This window comes from uncultured Bacteroides sp., from assembly GCF_910578895.1.
In the GTDB taxonomy this organism is placed as follows: Bacteria; Bacteroidota; Bacteroidia; order Bacteroidales; family Bacteroidaceae; genus Bacteroides.
Map to the genome: position 1 here is coordinate 22256 of NZ_CAJTSC010000026.1, position 22040 is coordinate 44295.

Sequence of the window (22040 nt, forward strand, 5' to 3'; positions counted from 1 at the left end):
TTTGTCGTTTTCGGGAATTCCATCGGGGTAGGCAGTGTGATCTCTCTCCGAGAATAGCCACTTATAAAGCTTCTATCTCTTCGGCTGACAAGCCGGTAGACTGGGCAATGACGCTTGGAGACATATTGTTTTGCTTCATTGTACGGGCAATGGCTAAAGTTTGTAGCCTTTTACCTTCTTCCCTTCCTTCCTTTCTTCCTTCCTCTCTTCCTTCTTCTCTTCCTTCCTCTTTGGAAGCTTCCTGTACGCTCAATGCAGTGCGATAGGCATTGATGCTTTTCCAATACAACTCATGTTCTTCCTGGTTGAGGGAGGATACGTCTGCTATTTCTTCCAGTTTTTCAAAGACGGCTTTACGTGCTTTGAAAGGCATTCTCTTCAGTGTGTCCATATTCTTTAACGTATAGATCCAGCGTTCAAAATCAGTTTCACATTCTTCCTCTTCTTTGTTGAAGACGGGCAGGGCGAGGAAAATCTGGCGCATCTTGTCGGTGAACAACTCACCGGTCTCGCGGTCGGCAAGGATGACATCTGTACGGAACTTAACATTATCCTTGAGCAGGAAGTTCATGAAAAACACGCCATAAACGGCCTTAATGTCGAATTTCCAGTAATCTCCCGTCTGTCCTTGTCTTGCGACGGCGTGCGATAGATAGAACAAAGCACGTTCCTTGAAGTGCACTTGCGACTTGTTCTGCATTTCTACAATGATTTTCTCACCTGTATCGGTGGTGCAGTAAATGTCGTATATCAACGCACGTGCATCCTCCCATTCGGGAAGTTGCTCATTGTTCAGGAAAGTGAGGTCGGTTATCACACGCTCACCTTCCAGCAGGTCGTTCAGGAAATCTATCAGCAGTTCCTTGGATATTTCCTGCCCGAAAATCTTTTTGAATCCGTAGTCGGTAAACGGATTGATAAACTTTACCATAATGTTGCAGTTCTTTTGGTTAAGACTTCCGCAAAGATAGGGAAATAGTCCGATAAGGCAAGTATAGAGGCTTGTTTTTCTTGAAGTTACCCGGGTGGATGCCGCTCATAATTCATCCTGCTATTTCCTCAAATCGAACAAGTAAGTGATTTTAGCCGTAATGACTCCGTGCGCCGAACGGGAGAAATAGTCTTTCTTGGTGCTGCTGTAAAAATCGGACAAGGCGTAATAGTATCTGCCCTCTATCAGGAAATTTCCGGCTTTGGTACGAAGTTCTACACCGGCTCCGCCCGTAATACCGTAGTCAAACTTGTTGTCTACGGCTTTGTTGTGTTGCTCAACGGTCAGCCCCGGATAATTGTCCCAATCGCCGCTTTTCGTATAGCTGTCTCCCAAGAAGAAGCCTATCTGCGGTCCGGCATGGATAAAGAACTGCAAACCTCTTTCCTTGCCGAACGCCAGATGGGCAAGGAAGGGAATCTCTACATAGTTCATCTTACGTGTATATTGCAAGTCGGGATAATCCTCGTAAAATTCATCCCAACCATGTTGGGAGAAGTTCATCTCGATTTGCGCGCCACATATCATGCTGAAATACTTTTCGGAAATATAGCGTGCCGTTAGTCCGCCGTTGACGCCCACCAGATTGCTTTGGCGGACTCTGGGAGAGAAACTTACACTATTCAGGTTGATACCGCCGTTGATACCCACAGAGAAGTTGTGGCGTTGTTCGCCTATCTGTGCGCTTGCCGGCAAGGCATGTATACCCGCCAAAAGTGCAGTTCCTATGATTGTCTTTAGTTTCATCTTTCTTAAATGGCAAATTGCGAATTACTGTAATCGGGCAGTTGTCAATAGTTTTAATCGAAATCAAGCTTTATCAGCTCAAAGTTCTTGGTAAAACGTACAAAGAATACCTTCCGGTTGATAAATCCGCCCCAGTTGTTTACGCGTTGGAATTTAAATCCGGTCTGAATGGGAACGAGGTCCATTCCGTTCAAGTTCTTTTCAAACCCCGAACCGTAGCGTGATAATCCTTTGAGGAAGAAATAACCCGTATCGAAGCCCAGCATGCCGAATTTGGGATAACGTTCGTCCATGTCCTTTCCATACCACTTGCGATAACTCTTGGTGAAGTTGATGGCAGCCGGCAGCAAATTGTTCGTATAGAAAGAGGAGTAGAAATAGGTGTCCAACTCAAAGAAAGCTTCAAGATGGTCTTTGGTATAAGTCTGCCATTCCGGATAACCGAACAGGTGCACGCGGCTTTCGGGCTTTTCGCGTACCAACAATGTCAGTTGCGGCAGTATCTTGATCAGTGTAATGTTGCTTCCTGAAGTAGGGATGAAGATATTCTCGCGGTCATCGCGCAGCACGGCTTTCAATGATGTCACGGTAGCATCCTCTTTCACTGATTTCATAGGTATGGAGCGGTTGCGCAACTCCTCTTTCAACCCCTTGATGAAGTCTGCCTTATCCTTGGTTCCCTGGCTTGCCTCGATGAAGATAACGTTGGCGTTGGGAAACTGGCGCACAAAATGGTCGTACACTTCCGAATAGAGATAGGAGTGGGGCGTATTGATTTGATACACGGACGGGTTTCGGAATACGGTATTGTCTTTGGATGTGAACGGTATCACCAGGCGTATATCATGCTTGTCTGCAAAATCCGCCAACGGCTTGATGTGCTGTTGGTGCAGCGGACCGAAAATTACATCCATGTCTTTCATTTCGCTTTTTGCAAGTATGGAGCTCAAAGACGATGTGACAGCACCAGTACTATATGTGTAGAGGTCAATGGACGTGCCCGTACGTTTCAGGCTGTCTACCGCCATCAGGAATCCTTCATAATATTCCACCATTTTGGCAGATTCGCTTTTGCTTGCTCCATCGGATAAGAAAGGAAGGATTACGGCAGCTTTGATGACATTGATGCGCTCGTTACTCTTCCGGTTCTCGCTGAATAGCTCGCTGTCGCTCGGTATCGTCTGAGGCTGTGTGTTTTGTGGCGTCCGGGATGGAGAGGAAGGATAGGGGATGCAGAGAAACGATCCTTTCTTTATCTTCGTCTCGCCCCGCAGTTCCGGATTGGCAGCTATGAGTTCGGCTTCCGTAATGCCGTATTCGCGGCTGATGCTGAATACCGTTTCTTTACGTTTTACCTTATGCATATCGCGGCAGCGCGACTGTACCGGAGCTTGCACGGATACGCTCTCTACGGGAGGGGCGGCAAGTTCCGGCGTACCGGTAGCGGCGGTTTCCGTATCCGTAGAAGACGGGATGCGGATTACTTGTCCAAGACGGAAGTTTTCGGCACTCAACCCGGGGTTGGCATCGCATATTGCTTTGGCGGATACGTTGTATTTTACTGTAAGCCTATAGAGGGTCTCTCCGGGAACTATGGTATGGAAAGTCTCTTTTTGTACACCGGCATCCGTACGCGGAATACGCAGGGTGCGTCCTACATATATCTTGTCATCGCTTCCCGGATTCAGTTTTACTATATCCGTTTGGCTGACGTTATACATGCTGGCAATGGAATATAAACTCTGGCCTTTTTCTATTGTATGCAGAAAATAAGATTGGTTTTCTTGTGCGTTTACGCCAAAACTGCATGCGCCGGCAAGCAGCAGGGAGCAAAAAATACGGTTAATCGTTTTCATTCAGTAATCGTTGGTTTATGTTTACAATTTCCCAAAGTAGCCGCAAAGTTAACAATATTGTCCCATTTTAACCAAACGATTGCGTTAAGAAATAATATAGTGCATTTCAAAACCGAAAAATAGTCCGTTTCGACTGATATTCGGTCGGAAACCGTTATTTTTGCACAAATTCATTCATTTAAAGTATGCAAGAAGAGACAGAATATATCAACGTATACGGAGCGCGTGTACACAATTTGAAGAACATTGATGCTGAAATTCCCCGCAACAGCCTGACGGTCATCACCGGGTTGAGCGGAAGCGGTAAGTCATCCCTCGCGTTCGATACGATATTTGCCGAAGGCCAGCGCCGTTATATCGAAACTTTTTCCGCTTACGCCCGTAATTTCCTGGGCAACCTGGAGCGCCCCGATGTGGATAAGATTACAGGTTTGAGTCCTGTGATTTCCATCGAGCAGAAGACCACCAATAAAAATCCGCGTTCCACCGTAGGCACGACAACGGAGATATACGACTATCTTCGTCTGCTGTATGCCCGTGCCGGCGAAGCCTATTCCTACCTCTCCGGTGAGAAAATGGTGAAATATACCGAAGAACAGATTCTTGAACTTATTCTGAACGACTATAAAGGCAAGCGTATTTATCTTCTTGCCCCGTTGGTGCGTAGTCGTAAAGGGCATTACAAGGAGTTGTTCGAGCAAATCCGCAAGAAGGGTTATCTCTATGTCCGTGTAGACGGCGAGGTACGCGAGGCTTTGCCCGGCATGAAACTTGACCGTTATAAAAACCACGATGTGGAAGTGGTAATCGACAAGTTGGTGGTGGCGGACAAGGATGATACCCGCCTGAAAAACAGTGTTGCCGCTGCCATGCGCCAGGGAGACGGATTGCTGATGGTTCTTGATGCCCAAAGCGAAAGCGTGCGCCATTACAGCAAACGCCTGATGTGTCCTGTCACCGGATTGTCTTATCGCGAACCCGCCCCTCATAACTTTTCTTTCAACTCTCCGCAGGGAGCTTGTCCTAAATGCAAGGGGCTGGGTGTGGTGAACCAGATTGATATAGACAAAATCATTCCGGACCGTGAACTTTCTATCGGCGAAGGTGCTATCATACCTTTGGGAAAGTCCAAGAACAGTATGATATTCTGGCAGATTACCGCTTTGTTGGAGAAATACGAAGCTACGCTGAAAACTCCTGTCAAGGAGTTGCCGGACGATGCCATTGATGAGATTTTATACGGTTCGGACGATCGTATCAAGATAAAGAGTTCGCTTATCGGCACCTCTTCCGATTACTTTGTCACTTTCGAAGGCGTAGTGAAATACATTCAGATGTTGCAGGAAAAAGATGCGTCCGCTACTGCGCAGAAATGGGCGGAACAGTTTGCCAAGACCGCTGTTTGTCCCGAATGCCATGGGGCGAAACTGAATAAGGAGGCTTTGGCATACCGCATTCATGATAAGAATATCCACGAACTTTCCACGATGGATATCAACGAATTGTATGATTGGCTGATGAACGTGGACCGCTATCTCAGCAACAAGCAACAGCAGATTGCCGTAGAGATATTGAAGGAAATCCGTACCCGTCTGAAGTTCCTGTTGGATGTAGGGTTGGATTATTTGTCGTTAGACCGCAGTGCTGTCAGCCTTTCCGGCGGCGAAAGCCAGCGCATCCGGCTCGCCACGCAGATAGGCTCGCAACTGGTAAATGTGCTCTATATCCTTGATGAACCGAGTATCGGGCTGCACCAGCGCGACAATCAGCGGCTTATTCATTCGCTGAAAGAGTTGCGCGATATGGGTAATTCCGTCATCGTGGTGGAGCATGACAAAGACATGATGCTTGCCGCCGATTACGTTATTGATATGGGGCCCAAAGCCGGACGGTTGGGTGGCGAGGTGGTTTTTGCGGGCACTCCGCAGAAGATGTTGCAGACGCATACGCTCACGTCCCAATACCTGAACGGCGAGCGTGCCATTGAAGTGCCTGCCGAACGGCGTAAGGGAAGCGGTCATAGTCTTTGGTTGCGCGGTGCGAAGGGCAATAACCTGAAAAACGTAGATGTGGAGTTCCCGCTCGGTAAACTGATTTGTGTAACGGGCGTGTCGGGCAGTGGAAAGTCTACGCTGATTAATGAAACGCTTCAGCCTATTCTTTCGCAGAAGTTCTATCGTTCCCTGCAGGACCCTTTGGAATACGACAGTATCGAAGGGTTGGAGTATATAGACAAGGTGGTGAACGTAGACCAGTCTCCTTTGGGACGTACGCCGCGCTCCAATCCCGCTACCTATACAGGTGTGTTCTCCGACATCCGTAACCTGTTTGTCGGTTTGCCCGAAGCCAAGATACGCGGCTACAAAGCGGGGCGTTTCTCGTTCAATGTCAGCGGTGGACGTTGCGAAGCCTGCCAGGGCAACGGCTATAAGACTATCGAGATGAACTTCCTGCCCGATGTGTATGTTCCCTGTGAGGTTTGCCACGGCAAGCGTTACAACCGCGAGACGCTGGAAGTGCGTTTCAAAGGGAAATCCATTGCCGATGTGTTGGATATGACGATAAACCGTGCGGTGGAATTTTTTGAGAACGTGCCTCAGATTTTGAATAAAATCAAGGTTATCCAGGAAGTCGGTCTGGGATATATCAAACTGGGCCAGTCCTCCACCACGCTTTCCGGTGGTGAAAGCCAGCGTGTGAAACTGGCTACCGAACTTGCCAAACGCGACACGGGCAAAACACTTTATATCCTTGACGAGCCTACCACCGGATTGCATTTCGAGGACATCCGCGTCTTGATGAGTGTGCTGAACAGGCTGGTCGATAAAGGCAATACGGTTATCGTTATCGAGCATAACCTCGATGTGATAAAAATGGCGGACTATATCATCGATATGGGTCCCGAAGGCGGTAAGGGCGGGGGAGAATTGTTGTCTTGCGGCACGCCCGAAGAGGTGGCGAAGAGCACCAAAGGACATACCCCGAAGTTTCTGAAAGAGGAGTTAGAGCCTGCTTGAATTTTGTTCAGCCTTCTTTTGATAGTTCTTTTCGAGGATGTTTTCCTGTTTTTATGAGGAGCACGGGCCAGGCTCTTATAGCCGTGGTTCCGATGAAAAAATTATTTACTCGTATCTAATCATAACTTGCAATGAAAGAAGTGAAAATCAATAAAACCAATGCCGCCCGGCTGCTTGATAAGGCTAAGATTGCCTACGAACTTATTCCGTACGAGGTGGATGAAAAAGACCTGAGTGCCATACACGTTGCCGCCAGCTTGGGGGAAGATATAGAACAGGTCTTTAAAACACTGATATTGCATGGCGACAAGAGCGGATATTTTGTGTGCGTTATTCCCGGAGAGCATGAAGTAGACCTGAAAATGGCGGCGAAGGTGTCCGGAAACAAGAAGTGCGACCTCATACCTATGAAAGAGCTGCTTCCGCTGACGGGATACATCCGCGGCGGCTGTTCGCCTATCGGCATGAAAAAGCCTTTTCCCACCTATATCCACAAGACTTGCCTGCGGTTTCCCTATATCTATATCAGTGCCGGGCAACGCGGGCTGCAACTTAAACTCAGTCCGGAAGATTTGATAAAGGAAGTACGTGCCGAGGTCTGCACGCTTTTCGAGGAATGAAAAATCCGTGCTTCCGGCAAGAGATATTCCGTTTTTTTACCGGAAATCTCGATGAAAAACATATAAATAAACTAATACTAATTACTAATTTACAAAAACTTATTTTTATGTTTAGCAAACACCCTAATGGTTTGATTGCTGCCGCTTTGGCTAATATGGGAGAGCGTTTCGGCTTCTATATTATGATGGCAATCCTCACACTGTTTATCTCGGCGAAGTTCGGGCTGTCTGAAACAACCACCGGATATATCTATTCCGCATTCTATGCATCCATCTATATCTTGGCATTGGCAGGCGGTATCATTGCCGACAAGACGAAAAACTTCAAAGGCACTATTCTTGCCGGATTGCTGATGATGGCTGTCGGCTATCTCATCATTGCCATTCCTACTCCTACGCCTGTTCCCAGCTTAGGTCTTTATTTGGGGCTGACTTGTCTCGGATTGCTGGTTATCGCTTTCGGCAACGGTTTGTTCAAAGGCAATCTTCAGGCATTGGTAGGCCAGATGTACGATGACCCCAAATACTCAAGCCTGCGCGACTCCGGTTTCCAGATATTCTATATGTTCATCAATATCGGCGGTTTCTTTGCTCCGTGGATTGCCATCGGTGTGCGCAACTGGTGGTTGAAGGTCAACAACTTCGACTACGATGCCACCTTGCCCGAGCTTTGCCATCAATTCCTCAAGGAAGGCGACAAAATGGCTCCCCAGGCAATGGAGAACCTTACGGCATTGGCAGACAAAGTGACGCTCGACGGTAGCCATGTGGCGGATATGGGTGCATTTGTCAACAACTATCTGGATGTGTTCAACCGTGGTTTCCAATACGCTTTCATGGCCGCCATTGTAGCCATGTTGATTTCATTGGTAATCTATCTGGCAAACAAGAAACGTTTCCCCGATCCTGCAAAGAAGACGGTAGCGGCTAAAGAGCAGGATACTACTGTAAGCAAGGAAGAAATCAAGATGAGCGCAGCCGAAATCCGACAACGCATTTATGCTTTGTTCGCCGTGTTCGGGGTGGTAATCTTCTTCTGGTTGTCGTTCCACCAGAACGGTTATTCGCTCACATATTTCGCACGCGACTATGTAGACTTGAGCGTAATCGACATCGACCTCGGTTTTACCCGCATCAAGGGTGCTGAAATATTCCAGTGCGTAAACCCGTTCTTTGTGGTCTTCCTTACTCCGTTCATTATGTGGCTGTTCGGCGCGTTGAAGAAGAGAGACAAAGAGCCGTCCACTCCGATGAAGATTGCTATCGGTATGGGCATCGCGGCATTGGCTTACGTGTTCCTGATGGCGTTCTCGTTTACGTTGCCCGCCAAAGACGCGTTGAGCACGATGAGTGCTGCCGAAGTCAGCGCCATCCGCGTCACTCCGTGGATTATGATCGGTTTGTACTTCATTCTTACGGTTGCCGAATTGTTCATTTCGCCGCTGGGCTTGTCTTTCGTGTCTAAAGTGGCTCCTCCTCATTTGCAGGGACTGATGCAAGGCTGTTGGCTGGCTGCAACTGCGGTGGGCAATTCATTGCTCTTCATTGGCGGCATTCTTTATACTACTGTTCCCATTTGGGCATGCTGGCTGGTATTCGTGGGTGCCACTGCCGCTTCCATGATTGTGATGCTCTCGATGGTGAAGTGGCTGGAGAGAGTAGCGAAATAACCGGATAGTATAAAAAACAAAAGAGGATGTGTCGAAACCATGTATAAGTTATTTCGACACATCCTCTTTTTTTGTAGCCGCACCGCCTATTCTTCAATCTCCAGTTGCATTATATAATCGTTCATATAATATCCGTTTCCTATCGGAAAATCACCTTCCCTTGATTTCTTCATTCCCATGTGCTCGTAGAAACGCACCGCCTTGTTGTTGCGGTTCACGTTCAGTTCCATCGTGCACGGACCGGGATGCACGTTCCTGATGTATTTCACAGCCTCCCGAAACAGGAAACTGCCGCAGTGTGCGCCTTGGTAATAGGGGAGCACATAAATCTTTTGCAGATGGAACAGATTTTCTTCTTCCTGCTGCACGGATACGTAGCCCGCCGCTTCACACTCCTCGTAGGCAATGAGGTATACGTGTCCTTCCTCTTCCATCTGCTTGCGGATGTTCGCTAAAGAGTACATCCATTCCATCATATATGCTATTTGTTCTTTGGAGAGTATCTCTTTGTAAGTTTCGGGAAATATCTGCCAGGCAAGTTTATGAATTAACTCGCAATCGGCACTTGTCGCTTTTCTGATAGTAAACATATTCTGTAGTGTTTATATTAAGAGCCTGTTTAAATTTTCTTCAAAAAGTTTTTTCAGCTTCTTTTGAACCTCTTTCCGGTCTGTTTCCCTCTTTTTATTCGTCACATAGCCCGCTATGCTCCTCCTCAAAAAATTGAAAAACATCCTCGAAAAGAACGCTCAAAACAATGCTGAATAAAATTTAAACAGGCTCTAATGGAATACAAATATAGCGAAGTAAGTTGTTCTTTAACAGGTATGGCTCTTAAAAAATATTAAACGTAATGTACCTTGTAATGCAAGGTACTTGCATAATACATATATTTGTGCCATGCAAAGGACAGGGAGACGACAGCTTTGTCCGCAAAAGCAGAATCATATAAAACCTATTAAACAGGCTCTTAATAAACATAAAGAGATTATGGACGTTAACAATGTAAAATCGCAAATGCGTAAAGGGATGCTTGAGTATTGCATCATGCTGTTGCTTCACAAGGAGCCGGCGTATGCCTCGGACATCATACAGAAACTGAAAGAGGCGCGGCTGATTGTAGTGGAAGGGACACTCTATCCGTTGCTTACCCGTCTGAAAAATGATGATTTGTTGAGTTATGAATGGATAGAATCCACGCAAGGACCGCCACGCAAGTATTATAAGCTTACGGGGAAAGGAGAGGGCTTTTTGAGGGAACTGGAAGTGTCCTGGCAGGAATTGAGCGATACGGTCAGTCATATTGCAAACAAATAAAAAAACATATAACAATGAAGAAGACATTCACAGTAAACTTGGGTGGAACGGTTTTTCACATTGATGAAGACGCTTACCGCCTTTTAGATAACTATTTAAGCAACCTGAAGATACATTTCCGCAAGGAGTGCGGTGCGGACGAGATTATCGACGACATCGAACGCCGCATTTCCGAACTGTTTGCGGAGAAGCTTGTTACGGGTTCGCAGGTGATTACCATTGCCGATGTGGAAGAGGTTATCGCACGCATGGGCAAACCCGAAGAGTTGGATACTGATGCGGAGAATGGCGCTGCCAAAACGGAAGGCTGTGAGAGTGGTGGCGGCAGCCGTACGGGCAATGCGGGTACGGACTTTTCGGCAACTGCCGGAAAAGTGCATCATCGCTTTTATCGCAACCCCGACGACAAGATGTTAGGGGGCGTGGTGAGCGGATTGGCTGCCTATTGGGGGTGGGATGTTACCATCTGCCGCCTGCTGTTTGTCGTAATCATGATATTCGGTTTCAAGTTCTTGCTGCCCGCCTATATTGCTTGTTGGATAATCGTTCCCGAAGCCCGTACGGCAGCCGAAAAGTTGAGCATGCGGGGAGAGGCGGTCACGGTGGACAATATAGGAAAAACGGTGACCGGAGGTTTTGAAAAGGTGGCAAACGGTGTGAACAATTACATGCACTCCGACAAACCCCGTACTTTCCTGCAGAGGTTGGGCGATACGTTGGTGATGGTTGTCGGATTATGCCTTAAGGTTTGTTTGGTGATACTCGCCATTCTCTGCAGTCCGCTGTTGCTGGTGTTCGGGATAGTATTTGTCGCATTGCTTTTTGCTGCCGCAACGGTTGCCATCGGTGGGGGAGCGGCACTGATTTCCATGTTCCCCGCTTTCGATGTGGCATTGCCTACCTCTCCGTTGGCTGCTATCGTAATGTGCATTGCGGGTGTTCTGTTGGTAGCCATTCCGTTGATGAGCCTTGTCTGGTCAATCTTCAGCTTGGCATTCAAATGGCGTCCTATGGCATTCGGGCTGAAGTGGACGTTGGTAATCCTTTGGATTATAAGTGCGGCACTGTTCGGCATCTGCCTTGCCATGCAGGAACCCATACTATCGGCATTGCCCTTCTCCTTTTTGTAAAGGGTGGAAAAAATTATCTTTGGAAGTTGTTCCTAACCTATCCGGCAGGTTTCTTCTCAGACACGGATTTCGCGGTTTTCACGGAAAAATCACGAAATCCGTGTAAATCTTAAGATGTTTTACATCAAAAACTACTAAAATGTTTCCGATTGACGTAAATTACATCTACCTTTGTGAAGCATTCCTAAAGACAATAAGATGAAAAAAGACTATGAGACTATAGTTAAGGAGATAGTGGAACACCTCTCCAAAAGTGGTAAAAGGTATTATTCCGATTTTTATATCGGGATTACAAATGATGTGGAACAGCGCATGTTTAAAGAACACAATGTGCCGAAAGAGAAAAACTGGTGGATTTTCCGTACTGCCGAAAACTCTGATATTGCCAGAGAGGTAGAAAACCACTTCTTAAAATTAGGAATGAGAGGGGATAATAAGGGCGGAGACGACACAAGCAATGTGGTTTATTGCTATGCCGTTACTCCCACAACAGCTGAATGACGCTATGGATATAGAACAAAGTATCCCTATATTAGAGGATGAAAATGATTTCCAGCCGCAAGTAGATAAAAATACGACTAACCGTTTTGTCGTATTTTTGGATATAATGGGGTTTAAAGACCGTGTTGCCCGTACTAGTCATAACAAGTTGCTTGCCCAACTGACAGATTTTAATAAAAGCATTATCGGTTGTATAGGTAAATATCAAAATGCGGATATACAGTTAGCGCAGTTCTCAGACAGTATCGTGTTGTTTAGTAATGATACTACTCAGAAGAATCTGAGAATAATAGCCGAAGTTGCAAGTGATCTTATGCGGGTGGCGATTAAGCAGCAAATCCCTATAAAGGGGGCTATTGCGCAGGGGCGCATTACTTGCGACATTCCTAAGCAGTTGTTTTTTGGGCAAGCGCTGATTGATGCTTATCTTTTAGAGGAAAACATTCATTATTATGGGATATTGATACATCATACTGCTGAAGCTTCTATCCTGAAATTGGAAGAGGATATTGTTTTTAAAGATATTAAGGCGCCTTTAAAGAGCGGGAAAATATCTCACTATGAATTGTCTTGGTATCTTAAAGACTCTGATAAGTCCAAGAAGGAACAGCTTAAGGAGATAGAAGATGCTTTGAACAATATCAGACAAACGGTGTCGGATGCACCGAGAAAGTATATAGATAACACCTTGGAAGTTATAGAAAACTATTATAAGGACAAGGGGAATGAAATTGTTCCCGTTTTCCCATTCTCAACTGAAGAGGAAGAAAAACCAATTGACTCGTAATGAGTTAGTTGGTTTCTTTTTATTACTATATTTCTCTCCGGATTTGTTTCGCATACTTCCCATTTGGTCCATTATGCTTGTCTTTACCCACAGTTCCTTGCGTTTAAGGGAGTTAGAGGAATTGTCGGGAGTTAAAGGGGAGTTAGAAAGCCGGTAGGGGAGTGGAGAAACGGTCGGTAAGCAGCAAGCCTGCATTTCCGTCATTCCGGAGGGGGAATGTGTAGATGCAGGCTTGCTGTGTTCCATGTAAGAGAAGCGGAGGCATGATGCCATGCCTCTTTGCTATTCGTCACGTATCGGGCGGATACTGAATCCATATGCATTATTAGTAGCAAGGTTTATAGAAATTCCCAAACTCCCCTTATCCATAGGTACCATGTTGCCATTTATCTCAATAGTGTCGAATTGAGATCTGTTATCGAGTGAAAACAACAGGCAACTGCTACCGCTACTGTCGCCTTGAAAACCGGAAGTCGCTATAAAGGTCAGGCAGCTATGAGCCGGCCATGAACCTTCTTTTTCTCCTAAAATCTTGTAGTGCTTATTCCCCAAACCCATATCTCTTAGTCCGGTAGCAGGAAAGAAAACAACTTTGTTGTCAATCATGGTTGTGTCCATACCACCGGTACCGTCATTCTTGGGAACTATATCATATAAATTTACATTCCAACCAATACATATACCTTGGTCCGTAATAAGTGTGACATTCTCCGGCTTCTTTTCCGGATTCGTAAGCAAATGAGCGAACTGCGTTCCGACAGGGTATTTTCCTGGTTTACGATTACAGAATAATGAAAAAACATTGGGTTCCGGCACTTTATAACCCGCTGGGCATGGGTCGTATACGGTTTTTATAGTCAAATCTCCATTGGGAGAAACAAGATCGTTTGATTTACACTCAACATCATGATGCAAATTCCAAAAGTTCATGATTGGCTTTTTAGTAGCTACGTCGCCATCACTTCCTCCATTGTACCAATGTCGGCGTAGATAATTTTCTAATGTGCCACTAGCATCATTTTCTGTTGCTGTATGTATAAAGAAGTGATGGGGTTCTTGTATGGATTGCCCGATAGTTACTCCGCTTTCGGCAGCACCAAACTCATATTCTCGGGTAGCATAGAATGGTTTGTTCTGCATGTCAAATTGTCTGATGTACTCGACTTTTGTTTCATCAGTTCCGTAGTTCGCTCTGGCTTCATCAAGGGTCTGCCGGTTGTAGATGCCCGGAAGCATCGGGTCTTTACGTCCCCATTGGTAGTAGGGGTTGTCTCCTGCCATGGATGCTACCACTGCTTCCTGCTTCAATGTAACGAACCCCTTGGTTGCTTCTTCCCTGGTTTGGGCGCTCCCGGTTCTTGTAGTTGCTGCTGTTTTGGCATTCGTTGATTGTATTGTTACAACCTTAGAGTCGGACGTCTTTGTATCTGTTGTAACAAACGTTGTGCCATCAAGCATTGTTATTTTGAAGCGTATCTGGATATTTCGTTCCTCATTGGCGCCTCGTCGGTCGCAATAACCTAAGTTGCAGGGGGCAAGGTGATGCGTTCCGTCACCACCGTGATTGCCGGTAACAATTGCTTTAATTTCTTGTGTGCCACTTTTGCTCCAGTCGGCAGGAGTAGCCCAAATGTGCCAGCTCCATATAATTGTGCCGCCATCATCGCGCACGGCAATGATGGCATTGCCTTGGCCCAGGCTGGGGCGAGGCACACGGAACAGTACCGCGTCTTTCGTGTCATTCAGGGTTACATCCGTCACTAAGTCGGGGGTGTCTTGCCAAATGATTATCGCGTCTTTCGCATTTTGAATCTCCTTCTGAGTAATCGGATTGTTGTTATAGTCCGTTAATACTTTCAACACTTTGTCATTCGGACTACTTCCTTTGTATGTATAAGGTTCGTAATTTGTCTTGTTTATCGAGTTTCCGTAAACGAGCGGGAAAGTGTAGTAACCGTGGTCGTTCACTATATAGCAGTTGGCGCTTTCCTGCGGGTCATTTTTTTCTACCAAATCCCACGGGGCGCTTTCCGTCCCCTTTCCAGTTTCGGTTATGGTGTTGAATTTGTTACGCAACGCAGTAAAAGACGATTGTGCCGGCAAGCTGAGCGACCCTGCTACAGGGGTTTTCGTATCGGCAAGGGCTTCATAAAGTTTGTCGCCTGTCAGTGTACCGTTTTTGGGCTTCCAGCCATAGTTTTCGTCTTTGCCATTGGCATCCTGCCAGTTTGTTCCGCCGTCTGTGGAGTATTGCAGGGTATAGCCTTTGATAGGAAATGTCTTCGTTGCCACCTGGCCTGCCTGCACCACCCGGACGCGCGCGTTCAACCCCACGTTGTGCAGGTATCCGCTCATGGGCAACATTCCTTCGGGGTATGTGGCTTGGCGGTCTATGCTGATGTCTATCTGCGGCTCCACGAGTATGCCTTTGGACGAAATGGAGTAGGTCACTTTCTTGCCTATACCCCATGTGCTGCCTTTCAAATCGGCGGTAAGTGTACGTTCGGTCTTGGTAAGGCTGTCGGTGAATTGTACCGTCAGCTTTGCGTTGTCGGGCAAGGTCTGCGGCAGCATCATGAAAGTACATTCGTTGTCCACAATGATGCTGGTACCGGGTTCGGTGTAGATGTTGTCTTTATTCCCGCCTTTATCCACCGGCAGGTCTATACCTTCATTTTCCCCGTCTTTTTTGAGTGTGGCGGTGTATGTAGTGAGCGGGGTGGTTACATCCGTGGTCCACTTGCTGTCACCCATTTTGTAGCTTCCTTTGCCATGCACTCCCGAAATGGATACACTCGTAATCTTTCCTGCCAGCATGGCCGTGCCTGCCTTTATGTTGATTGCCGTAAGCACATGCTTGAATGTCAGCGCTACGTGTCCGGCAGAGTTGATGGCATCGCCGGTTCCGTTTCCGCCGCAGTCGGCGGTGGCAACCATCAGGTCGGGCTGCTTAGCAACTTCTGTGGGCACTGTATAGGTCAGTACGGGCACACCCTTCGCACTTTGCGAGGAGTGGACGATGCCGGATTCATTGGTGGAGTAGGGCGAATAGGCATAGAACTTGATGTTGCCCGAACCTACCCAGTTGAGCTTCTCGCCATCGGCAACGTGCCATGCCGTGCCGCCTTTTTCCACTTTCAGGTTATAGGCAAAATTTACGGGCCAATTGTCGGCATCGGTGTCGGACCAAGTGCCTGTGTAGCAGATGGCAGACAAACCGAAGCTGGTGGGGAAATTGTCCTTTGTGATTGGTGTGCCGCGCGTCACCACTCCGTCGGTGGAGACTGTAGCGCTGCTGTTAGCATCAGTGATTTCCGTGATGAGGTAAAGCGGTTGGTCTCCGGCGGATGCCGACATCTTCCGGATGCTTATATCTTCATCGGCAACACGTGCGGAACCGCTGCCCCAGTCGGTAGGGGCTTCCACATCGAACAGAAGCAACCCCGTTGCCCGGTGTTGGGTGAAGGCGTCATCGGTGCACGATGCTACAAGACAAAACGAAACGCATGCGGACATGCCGACCATGAGTCTGCATGCGTGGCGGAATAATTTGAAGTGTTGCATAATCTCGGTTTTGCTGGTTACACTATGTAAAAATTTCAGGTACGGAATTACACGGCTTTCACGGAAAAAGAGAACGGAAGAGCCGCGGAACCTGTGCCCGAAAAGGAGTGAATAAAACGCTCCCCGGACGTGCCAGGGAGGGGGAGGATAGGGAAATCCTCGGTTATTTCATGTCTGTCGGTTTGTCTTCTTCCGGATTGCCTGTAGTAACCCAGTCTGTTACTGCTACTTCGAAAGTTATAGGCTGGTCGAGTACCGGGTCGCCCGGCTTCTTGTCACTGTCACTACCCGGGGCTCCCTCAGGTCTGTAGACAATTTCCACATCATTGTTGTAATCCGGTTCCAATGGTTTCCAATCAGCAGGCAAATCCGGCGGATAAACACCCGCACCACTGTTTTTGCCACAAAAAGTAAGCTTGTATGTGTACTTTTTACCCGGTAACCAATTGATTTCAATGGGAACACAGGTATATCCGAACTCTTTGGGATTAATTTTTCCTTCATTATTAACGGGGAATAGCTGGTGGTAATGATAGGCATCTTCCGCTTTTGTACCTGCTTGGGCATTCACATCCTCTCCTTCCGGATGGAAAGCACCGGGATGTTTGGCAACCACACGGCACAACAACAGGATGTATGCGCCTTCTTGCTTTTCTTGGTCTTTTGCCTCGAATTTGTATTCGTTTCTTTGTTGCGGGATAAGCATCAAATTGGTGGATGAGCCGTTTTCGGTCTGCTCGCCACCAATTAAAGGAGTGTCACTGCTACCAAGCAAGAGCTCTTGGGGACCCAATTCTTCACTCGTTACAGCCTTATTTGATTTTACAATGCCATAATCTTTAAAAATGTTGGTTGCCGGTTTCCAATGCATCCAATTTTCATGTATCTCGGGATATGGAGTCGTTGTATCGGGATCTTTCGTTTTTGCAAAAATCATTGTTCCCTGACCATGCACTTGCATCAACCATGCTCCCTTGATGTAGACAAGTTTGTCGCCAGCGTTGTTGCCATTTTTGGCGGTAACATTGATTTGCGACAATGCATGCACGAATTTCAGCGGAACGCGCATACCGGTGGCATCGTTTCGTTTTATGTCGCTGTATGCCAGCACCAAGTCTTTCTGTGTCTTTCCACCTTCTGTCAGGCTGACTTCCGGTACTATATTCGCCAATTCCTGTCTGCCTGCATTGATGGTAGTAGCATCTTTATCCACTTTAAAATCGTCTTTTTCGTCTGCATTGCCGGCGGGACCGTATGCCCAGAACCGGATTGAGTTTATATTGGAAGGCCAGTAATAATTGCCGGTTCCATCCGGATTCAAGAGCTGGTAATGATTATTTGACTGGCTTCCCTCTTCTTTGGTAGCCACTGCTCCGTCTATAAACATTTCGTCGTACCCCGGAGCATCCGCATATACTTTGAATGCATTCAGATTAGCGAGCGTAGTCACGGTGGCACGCGTTGATACCCGCGTGTTGAATGAAATGGCTTCTCCTTGATAAACGTTTACCACTTCATCATTCGAGCAACCGGCAAATAGCAGAGCGGTTGCTGCAATCAATTCAGGAAGTCTGTTAGTCTTTTTCATATATGTTTTTCTTTTATTGTTTTTTCGGTCTTGTTATATGTTGGCCGCTTCTTTATCAGTCTGTGGCTGTCTACATTATCGAAACGTCCTTAGTTCATGTCAATCTCAATGTCTTCCTCATTGTCACCCCAATCCTCCATGTCGGGATTTACTCCCGAACCGGGCAGTTTCAGCCCGTCAATGATAATCTCTATATGCTTGGCGTCCAGAGTTTCGTGCAGCCGGTCGGTCACATCACGCGTATAGTGATACTTGTTGGAAGTGTAGATGGAGAGGATGTGCTTTGATTCCTCTTCCGGACAATGGCCGAACGAGAAGAACCGTGCCACAAGTGTGGGGTCGTGATTCTCGTCCTCGCCGGGACGCAGCCCAAACGAGAGGGTTGCCTTGGCGCAGGGGGTGCTGTCGGCAATCCGCCAGCTTTGCGCCATACCGCTCAGGGCGGCACTGAAGTCTAGTTCGTTGTCCCAGTTCTCTATGTTGCGTATTTCAATGCTATATTCGGCAGTGGCTTCGGTGGGTGTCAGCGTGACCGTTTGCCCCTCCATACCCACCTCCAGATTCAAGTATTCGTGGCTGCCGCCCCAAACCATTTCGGGTGTGGCGCGCACCGGTTCTTCTTCCGTTCCCTCGGGACGTGGCGGGGTGTCGCCTTTCATTTCTCCGCGTCCCATAGGGTCGAGCAGCGTTTGGGGGATGCCCGACAGCTTGTAGTCGTCATAACGGTCGCCTTGTTCGTCCACGGTCTCCATCCCGCCGTTGTGGAACAGCAGTTTGTATTCCCCGGCTTCGATGCGTATCTTACCACCGTCGTTTGACAGCTCCCGGCTTTCATAGTACCTGCCGTCCGTGGTGAAGAATTGCACCACCATGGTGGAGGGAAGCGCATCGCTTGGCGATGCCTTGCTTGCCAGCAGTTCGCTTGCCAATGCTTCGCTCCAATCGAATCGGATGTCCAGCTCTACTACGTGCGAATGGTCGTAACAGAGTTCTTTGTGTTCGCATGCGCAGGCAATGAATGCCACGCAGAGCATGATGCCATGTTTTAACAGGAGGGATACGGAACGTATTCTCATCGCATACCTCCTTTCGTTGTACGGCGTCCGCCCATGAACCACACTAACGATACTTCGGCTTTTGTAGGTCCGAACCATTTGCGCCGGCGGGTAGATTCCCATACGTAGCAGTTGTCTTGTACGTTGTATGTCATATAATCGCCTGTCAGATAGCCTATGCCCAGTGTGAAGTCGATGTTGAACTGTTTGCCCACAGGTAATGAATAGCCGTAGGAAACTCCGGCGCCCCAACTCCATGGTCGTCCCTGGTAGCCTTTGCCGCCCCATTCAAAGTCGTAGGTCAGCATCTGTCCGTAGATGCCCGCATGATGCCCGCAGAAATCTTGCTGTGCATTGCCGCGCGGCAAACGGAACCACCGCCGCACTTCAAGGTCGCCGCCGTATGCGCGCCAATAACGATGTTTGGCATTGCTGCTCCACCAGGCATGCATCCAGTTGGCGCTTACCGACCACTCTTGTCCGATTCCTATTTCCAAACCGATATTGGGCAGGAGGGCGGCATCGTATAGCATATTGGTCTTCAGCAAGGGAGTGAATGGAAGTTTTTCGATGAAAGACGCACCTTTCTTTCGCTGCATGTCGTCTGCCGGCACTGTCGTTTGCGCGGATGCAGCATTGTTCCAGGCGGCATCGGATGTATCGGTTGAATCAGTTACATCTGCGGTAACTACTATTGTTGCAGTGTCTGCCATACTTACTGTATCCGTCACGTCTGCCGTAGCTGCCACGTTTGTCGCATCTGCCGTTTCAGTAGTTTCTACAAAAACTGTATCTTGCTTTGCAGCAAGGTTGCCGGATATGGTGGCTTGCCGTTGGGTGAGCCTATCGGGGACGTTGTTGCGCATTTCCTGCTCGTATACGATTTGGAACATGGCGTTGCGCATGTCCGGGAAGAAGTTTTTCTTCATATATTCCCATGCACGTCCGCCCCGTAGCATGCCCAATTGGTTTTTACGTCCGTCAATGATATGGTTTTTATCATCGTAGATGTATATGGGAGTTTCATTGATAATCTTAATCGCTTCGTCACGCCACGGCTGGTCTGTGTTTGCCACCAACTTGCCCAGCAGTTCCCAGTCTATATGCGAGAGAGCCACTTTGACAGTGGAATCGGGCAAGGAAGTATGTTCCAACATATATGCACGAAGATTGTGTGCACGTTTCTCGGACAGTCTCCGGTTGTAAGTGATGTATCCTTCGGGCGAGGCGCTGCCCTTGATGGTAATAGATTTTATGGCAGCAATCGGGTTGGTTTCCAGTTGTTTAAGTTGTGTAATCAGTTTGTTCAGGGATGCTTTGTTATTGCCCAACAACGTATCCAGAGTGGAGTATCCTTTTTGATACTTTATTTGTACATAAATCTCCTGTCTACCATCCGGTTCTTGTGCAGACACACTAAGTGCTGCAAATGATAACAGGCAGTAACAAACCTTCTTTATATTAGCTATCAGACAAGCGAACATAGATGTTGTACATAGTTAAATCATTGCAAATTTATAAATGAGCGTATTAACAACAAATATTTTTATTGTTAACGCGTGTAAATTTTAGAATAATTAACTATTTGTGGCGAACACGGTGTATGTTCTCTGTGCGTGAGGAATGTAATGCAGCGTCTGCTGTTAGTTAACATCATATCCGAAAGGAAGTTAACTAAGTAGTTCGCACGAAGTTAACATCATGAAAAAAGGAAGTTAACATCTATGCGGTAATGATGTTAACTTCCTTTTTCTTAGAGCCTGTCTGGATCTTGTTCAGCCTTCTTTTGAGCGTTTTTTGGATTTACAGGGTTTCCTTTTTCAGCCATTTGTCCAACCATTCGAAGAATGTACGTTGCCACAAGACACCGTTTTGCGGTTTCAACACCCAGTGGTTTTCGTCGGGATAGATAAGGAGTTCGGCAGGAACGCCGCGCATCACGGCTGCATCGAACGCCGCCATAGCCTGGTTGGCGAGGATGCGGAAATCTTTTTCACCGTGGATGCAGAGGATAGGGGTATCCCATTTGTCTACAAAGAGGTGTGGTGAATTGGCAAATGTACGTTGGGCAGTGGCATTGTCCTTTTCCCAGTATGCGCCGCCCATGTCCCAGTTGGCAAACCATTTCTCTTCCGTCTCCAGGTATTGCATTTCCATGTTGAAGATGCCGTCGTGGGCAATGAATGCCTTGAAACGCTTGTCGTGGTGTCCGGCAAGCCAGTAGACGGAGAACCCGCCGAAGCTGGCGCCCACACAGCCCAGACGCTCTTTGTCGACAAACGGCTCTTTAGCCATTTCGTCGATAGCCGTGAAGTAGTCCCTCATGCACTGCCCGCCGTAGTCACCGCTGATAGCCTCGTTCCATTCCACGCCGAAGCCCGGAAGCCCGCGGCGGTTGGGAGCCACGATGATGTAGTCGTTGGCTGCCATAATCTGGAAGTTCCAGCGGTAGCTCCAGAATTGGCTCACAGGACTTTGCGGGCCGCCTTCACAGAATAATAAAGTAGGGTACTTCTTGCTCGCGTCAAAATTGGTGGGATAGATCACCCATGAAAGCATTTGCTTGCCGTCGGTAGTCTTGGTCCATCTTTCTTCCACTTTGCCCAGATTCAATTGTTTGAAGATATGGTCGTTCTCATGCGAGAGCTGCGCCACTTGTCCATCAGTAGGAGTGAGGGTGTAGATTTCATCGGCCGCACTGATGGAATGACGTTTGGTAATTATTTTGTCGCCTGCCATGGCTACTGATCCGTAGTCATACATGCCGTCAGTCAGTTTTTTTACATCACCGTTCAGATTGGTGCTGTATATCATGCTGGTTCCATGCCATACGCCGACAAAGTACAGACTTTGCGAATCGTTATTCCAACAGTAGTCATCTACGCCCGATTCGAAACTTTCAGTAACAAATGTCTTCTGACCATTGTCCAAATTATAGACACACAGGCGGTTTCGGTCGCTTTCGTAACCATCGCGCTCCATGCTTTGCCATGCAATGTATTTACCATCGGGACTGAATTTAGGATTGGTGTCATACCCTCTCATTTCATCTGTTCCGTTCGAATCTTTTCCATTCAATTTGCACAGGTTCAGCGTTGTACCTTCCTCTATATTATATAGGTATATATCCGAGTCGGTAGATATGGCGTATGCCAATCCTTGCTTTTTCCGGCTGGTGTAAGCTATTTGTTTAGAAT

The 22040-nt window shown here is 47.4% G+C and carries 17 protein-coding genes; 7 read left to right on the forward strand and 10 right to left on the reverse strand.

The window, feature by feature from the left end; genetic code table 11:
- Positions 1–61: 61 nt before the first annotated feature.
- The 3 genes from QZ327_RS08280 to QZ327_RS08290 form a co-directional block, all read right to left on the reverse strand.
- A complete protein-coding gene (locus tag QZ327_RS08280) occupies positions 62–931 on the reverse strand; it encodes an Rpn family recombination-promoting nuclease/putative transposase (RefSeq protein ID WP_294618606.1) in 870 nt (289 codons plus the stop codon).
- Between the two features lie 120 nt (positions 932–1051).
- Positions 1052–1738, reverse strand: a complete 687-nt coding sequence (locus tag QZ327_RS08285) for a porin family protein (RefSeq protein ID WP_294618607.1) — start codon at positions 1736–1738, stop codon at positions 1052–1054.
- 53 nt (positions 1739–1791) lie between these two features.
- Positions 1792–3594 (reverse strand): LysM peptidoglycan-binding domain-containing protein, encoded by a 1803-nt coding sequence (locus QZ327_RS08290; RefSeq protein WP_294618608.1) that lies wholly within the window; start codon positions 3592–3594, stop codon positions 1792–1794.
- A 185-nt stretch (positions 3595–3779) separates the two neighbouring features.
- Between QZ327_RS08290 and uvrA the strand changes: the two genes are divergently transcribed.
- From uvrA to QZ327_RS08305, 3 genes are all read left to right on the forward strand, one after another.
- Positions 3780–6611 carry an excinuclease ABC subunit UvrA gene (gene uvrA / locus QZ327_RS08295; protein ID WP_294618609.1) on the forward strand — a complete coding sequence of 944 codons (2832 nt, stop codon included), beginning with the start codon at positions 3780–3782 and terminating at the stop codon, positions 6609–6611.
- A 140-nt stretch (positions 6612–6751) separates the two neighbouring features.
- Positions 6752–7231, forward strand: coding sequence for a Cys-tRNA(Pro) deacylase (gene ybaK, locus QZ327_RS08300; RefSeq protein WP_294618622.1), 480 nt, complete (start codon positions 6752–6754; stop codon positions 7229–7231).
- 107 nt (positions 7232–7338) lie between these two features.
- A complete protein-coding gene (locus tag QZ327_RS08305; RefSeq protein WP_294618610.1) occupies positions 7339–8901 on the forward strand; it encodes a peptide MFS transporter in 1563 nt (520 codons plus the stop codon).
- 86 nt (positions 8902–8987) lie between these two features.
- Here QZ327_RS08305 and QZ327_RS08310 read toward each other — a convergent pair whose 3' ends face one another.
- On the reverse strand, positions 8988–9491 hold the full coding sequence (locus QZ327_RS08310) for a GNAT family N-acetyltransferase (RefSeq protein WP_294618611.1): 504 nt from the start codon (positions 9489–9491) through the stop codon (positions 8988–8990).
- Between the two features lie 400 nt (positions 9492–9891).
- Between QZ327_RS08310 and QZ327_RS08315 the strand changes: the two genes are divergently transcribed.
- The 4 genes from QZ327_RS08315 to QZ327_RS08330 all read left to right on the forward strand — a co-directional run bounded on the left by QZ327_RS08315 (position 9892) and on the right by QZ327_RS08330 (position 12636).
- Complete coding sequence (locus tag QZ327_RS08315; protein ID WP_294618612.1) at positions 9892–10218, forward strand: PadR family transcriptional regulator; 327 nt, start codon at positions 9892–9894, stop codon at positions 10216–10218.
- 14 nt (positions 10219–10232) lie between these two features.
- Positions 10233–11348, forward strand: a complete 1116-nt coding sequence (locus QZ327_RS08320; RefSeq protein WP_294618613.1) for a PspC domain-containing protein — start codon at positions 10233–10235, stop codon at positions 11346–11348.
- 198 nt (positions 11349–11546) lie between these two features.
- Positions 11547–11849: a hypothetical protein gene (locus QZ327_RS08325; RefSeq protein WP_294618614.1), complete on the forward strand. Its 303-nt coding sequence runs from the start codon at positions 11547–11549 to the stop codon at positions 11847–11849.
- A gap of 4 nt (positions 11850–11853) precedes the next feature.
- Positions 11854–12636 carry a hypothetical protein gene (locus QZ327_RS08330; protein WP_294618615.1) on the forward strand — a complete coding sequence of 261 codons (783 nt, stop codon included), beginning with the start codon at positions 11854–11856 and terminating at the stop codon, positions 12634–12636.
- Between the two features lie 142 nt (positions 12637–12778).
- Here QZ327_RS08330 and QZ327_RS08335 read toward each other — a convergent pair whose 3' ends face one another.
- From QZ327_RS08335 to QZ327_RS08360, 6 genes are all read right to left on the reverse strand, one after another.
- Positions 12779–12901, reverse strand: coding sequence for a hypothetical protein (locus QZ327_RS08335; RefSeq protein ID WP_294618616.1), 123 nt, complete (start codon positions 12899–12901; stop codon positions 12779–12781).
- A 17-nt stretch (positions 12902–12918) separates the two neighbouring features.
- The gene (locus tag QZ327_RS08340; RefSeq protein ID WP_294618617.1) at positions 12919–16200 is read right to left on the reverse strand and encodes a fimbrillin family protein; all 3282 of its coding nucleotides are present in this window, start codon (positions 16198–16200) and stop codon (positions 12919–12921) included.
- Between the two features lie 163 nt (positions 16201–16363).
- On the reverse strand, positions 16364–17788 hold the full coding sequence (locus tag QZ327_RS08345) for a fimbrillin family protein (RefSeq protein WP_294618618.1): 1425 nt from the start codon (positions 17786–17788) through the stop codon (positions 16364–16366).
- 89 nt (positions 17789–17877) lie between these two features.
- Entirely contained in the window at positions 17878–18864 is a 987-nt protein-coding gene (locus QZ327_RS08350) for a DUF5119 domain-containing protein (RefSeq protein ID WP_294618619.1), read from the reverse strand.
- Positions 18861–20258, reverse strand: a complete 1398-nt coding sequence (locus QZ327_RS08355) for a DUF3575 domain-containing protein (protein ID WP_294618620.1) — start codon at positions 20256–20258, stop codon at positions 18861–18863. The genes QZ327_RS08350 and QZ327_RS08355 overlap by 4 nt, the downstream gene beginning before the upstream one ends.
- Positions 20259–20646: 388 nt before the next feature.
- Positions 20647–22040 (reverse strand): S9 family peptidase (locus QZ327_RS08360; RefSeq protein ID WP_294618621.1); only part of this gene is annotated, 1394 nt, incomplete at its 5' end.

What these genes read in the sequence shown, in the direction of transcription:
- uvrA (WP_294618609.1), top strand. Translation starts at nt 3,780, where the DNA reads ATGCAAGAAGAGACAGAATATATCAACGTATACGGAGCGCGTGTACAC.
- QZ327_RS08340 (WP_294618617.1), bottom strand. Translation starts at nt 16,200, where the DNA reads ATGCAACACTTCAAATTATTCCGCCACGCATGCAGACTCATGGTCGGC.
- QZ327_RS08330 (WP_294618615.1), top strand. Translation starts at nt 11,854, where the DNA reads ATGGATATAGAACAAAGTATCCCTATATTAGAGGATGAAAATGATTTC.
- QZ327_RS08320 (WP_294618613.1), top strand. Translation starts at nt 10,233, where the DNA reads ATGAAGAAGACATTCACAGTAAACTTGGGTGGAACGGTTTTTCACATT.
- QZ327_RS08305 (WP_294618610.1), top strand. Translation starts at nt 7,339, where the DNA reads ATGTTTAGCAAACACCCTAATGGTTTGATTGCTGCCGCTTTGGCTAAT.
- QZ327_RS08335 (WP_294618616.1), bottom strand. Translation starts at nt 12,901, where the DNA reads ATGCCTCCGCTTCTCTTACATGGAACACAGCAAGCCTGCATCTACACA.
- QZ327_RS08325 (WP_294618614.1), top strand. Translation starts at nt 11,547, where the DNA reads ATGAAAAAAGACTATGAGACTATAGTTAAGGAGATAGTGGAACACCTC.
- QZ327_RS08315 (WP_294618612.1), top strand. Translation starts at nt 9,892, where the DNA reads ATGGACGTTAACAATGTAAAATCGCAAATGCGTAAAGGGATGCTTGAG.
- QZ327_RS08350 (WP_294618619.1), bottom strand. Translation starts at nt 18,864, where the DNA reads ATGAGAATACGTTCCGTATCCCTCCTGTTAAAACATGGCATCATGCTC.
- QZ327_RS08285 (WP_294618607.1), bottom strand. Translation starts at nt 1,738, where the DNA reads ATGAAACTAAAGACAATCATAGGAACTGCACTTTTGGCGGGTATACAT.
- QZ327_RS08290 (WP_294618608.1), bottom strand. Translation starts at nt 3,594, where the DNA reads ATGAAAACGATTAACCGTATTTTTTGCTCCCTGCTGCTTGCCGGCGCA.
- QZ327_RS08280 (WP_294618606.1), bottom strand. Translation starts at nt 931, where the DNA reads ATGGTAAAGTTTATCAATCCGTTTACCGACTACGGATTCAAAAAGATT.
- QZ327_RS08310 (WP_294618611.1), bottom strand. Translation starts at nt 9,491, where the DNA reads ATGTTTACTATCAGAAAAGCGACAAGTGCCGATTGCGAGTTAATTCAT.
- QZ327_RS08345 (WP_294618618.1), bottom strand. Translation starts at nt 17,788, where the DNA reads ATGAAAAAGACTAACAGACTTCCTGAATTGATTGCAGCAACCGCTCTG.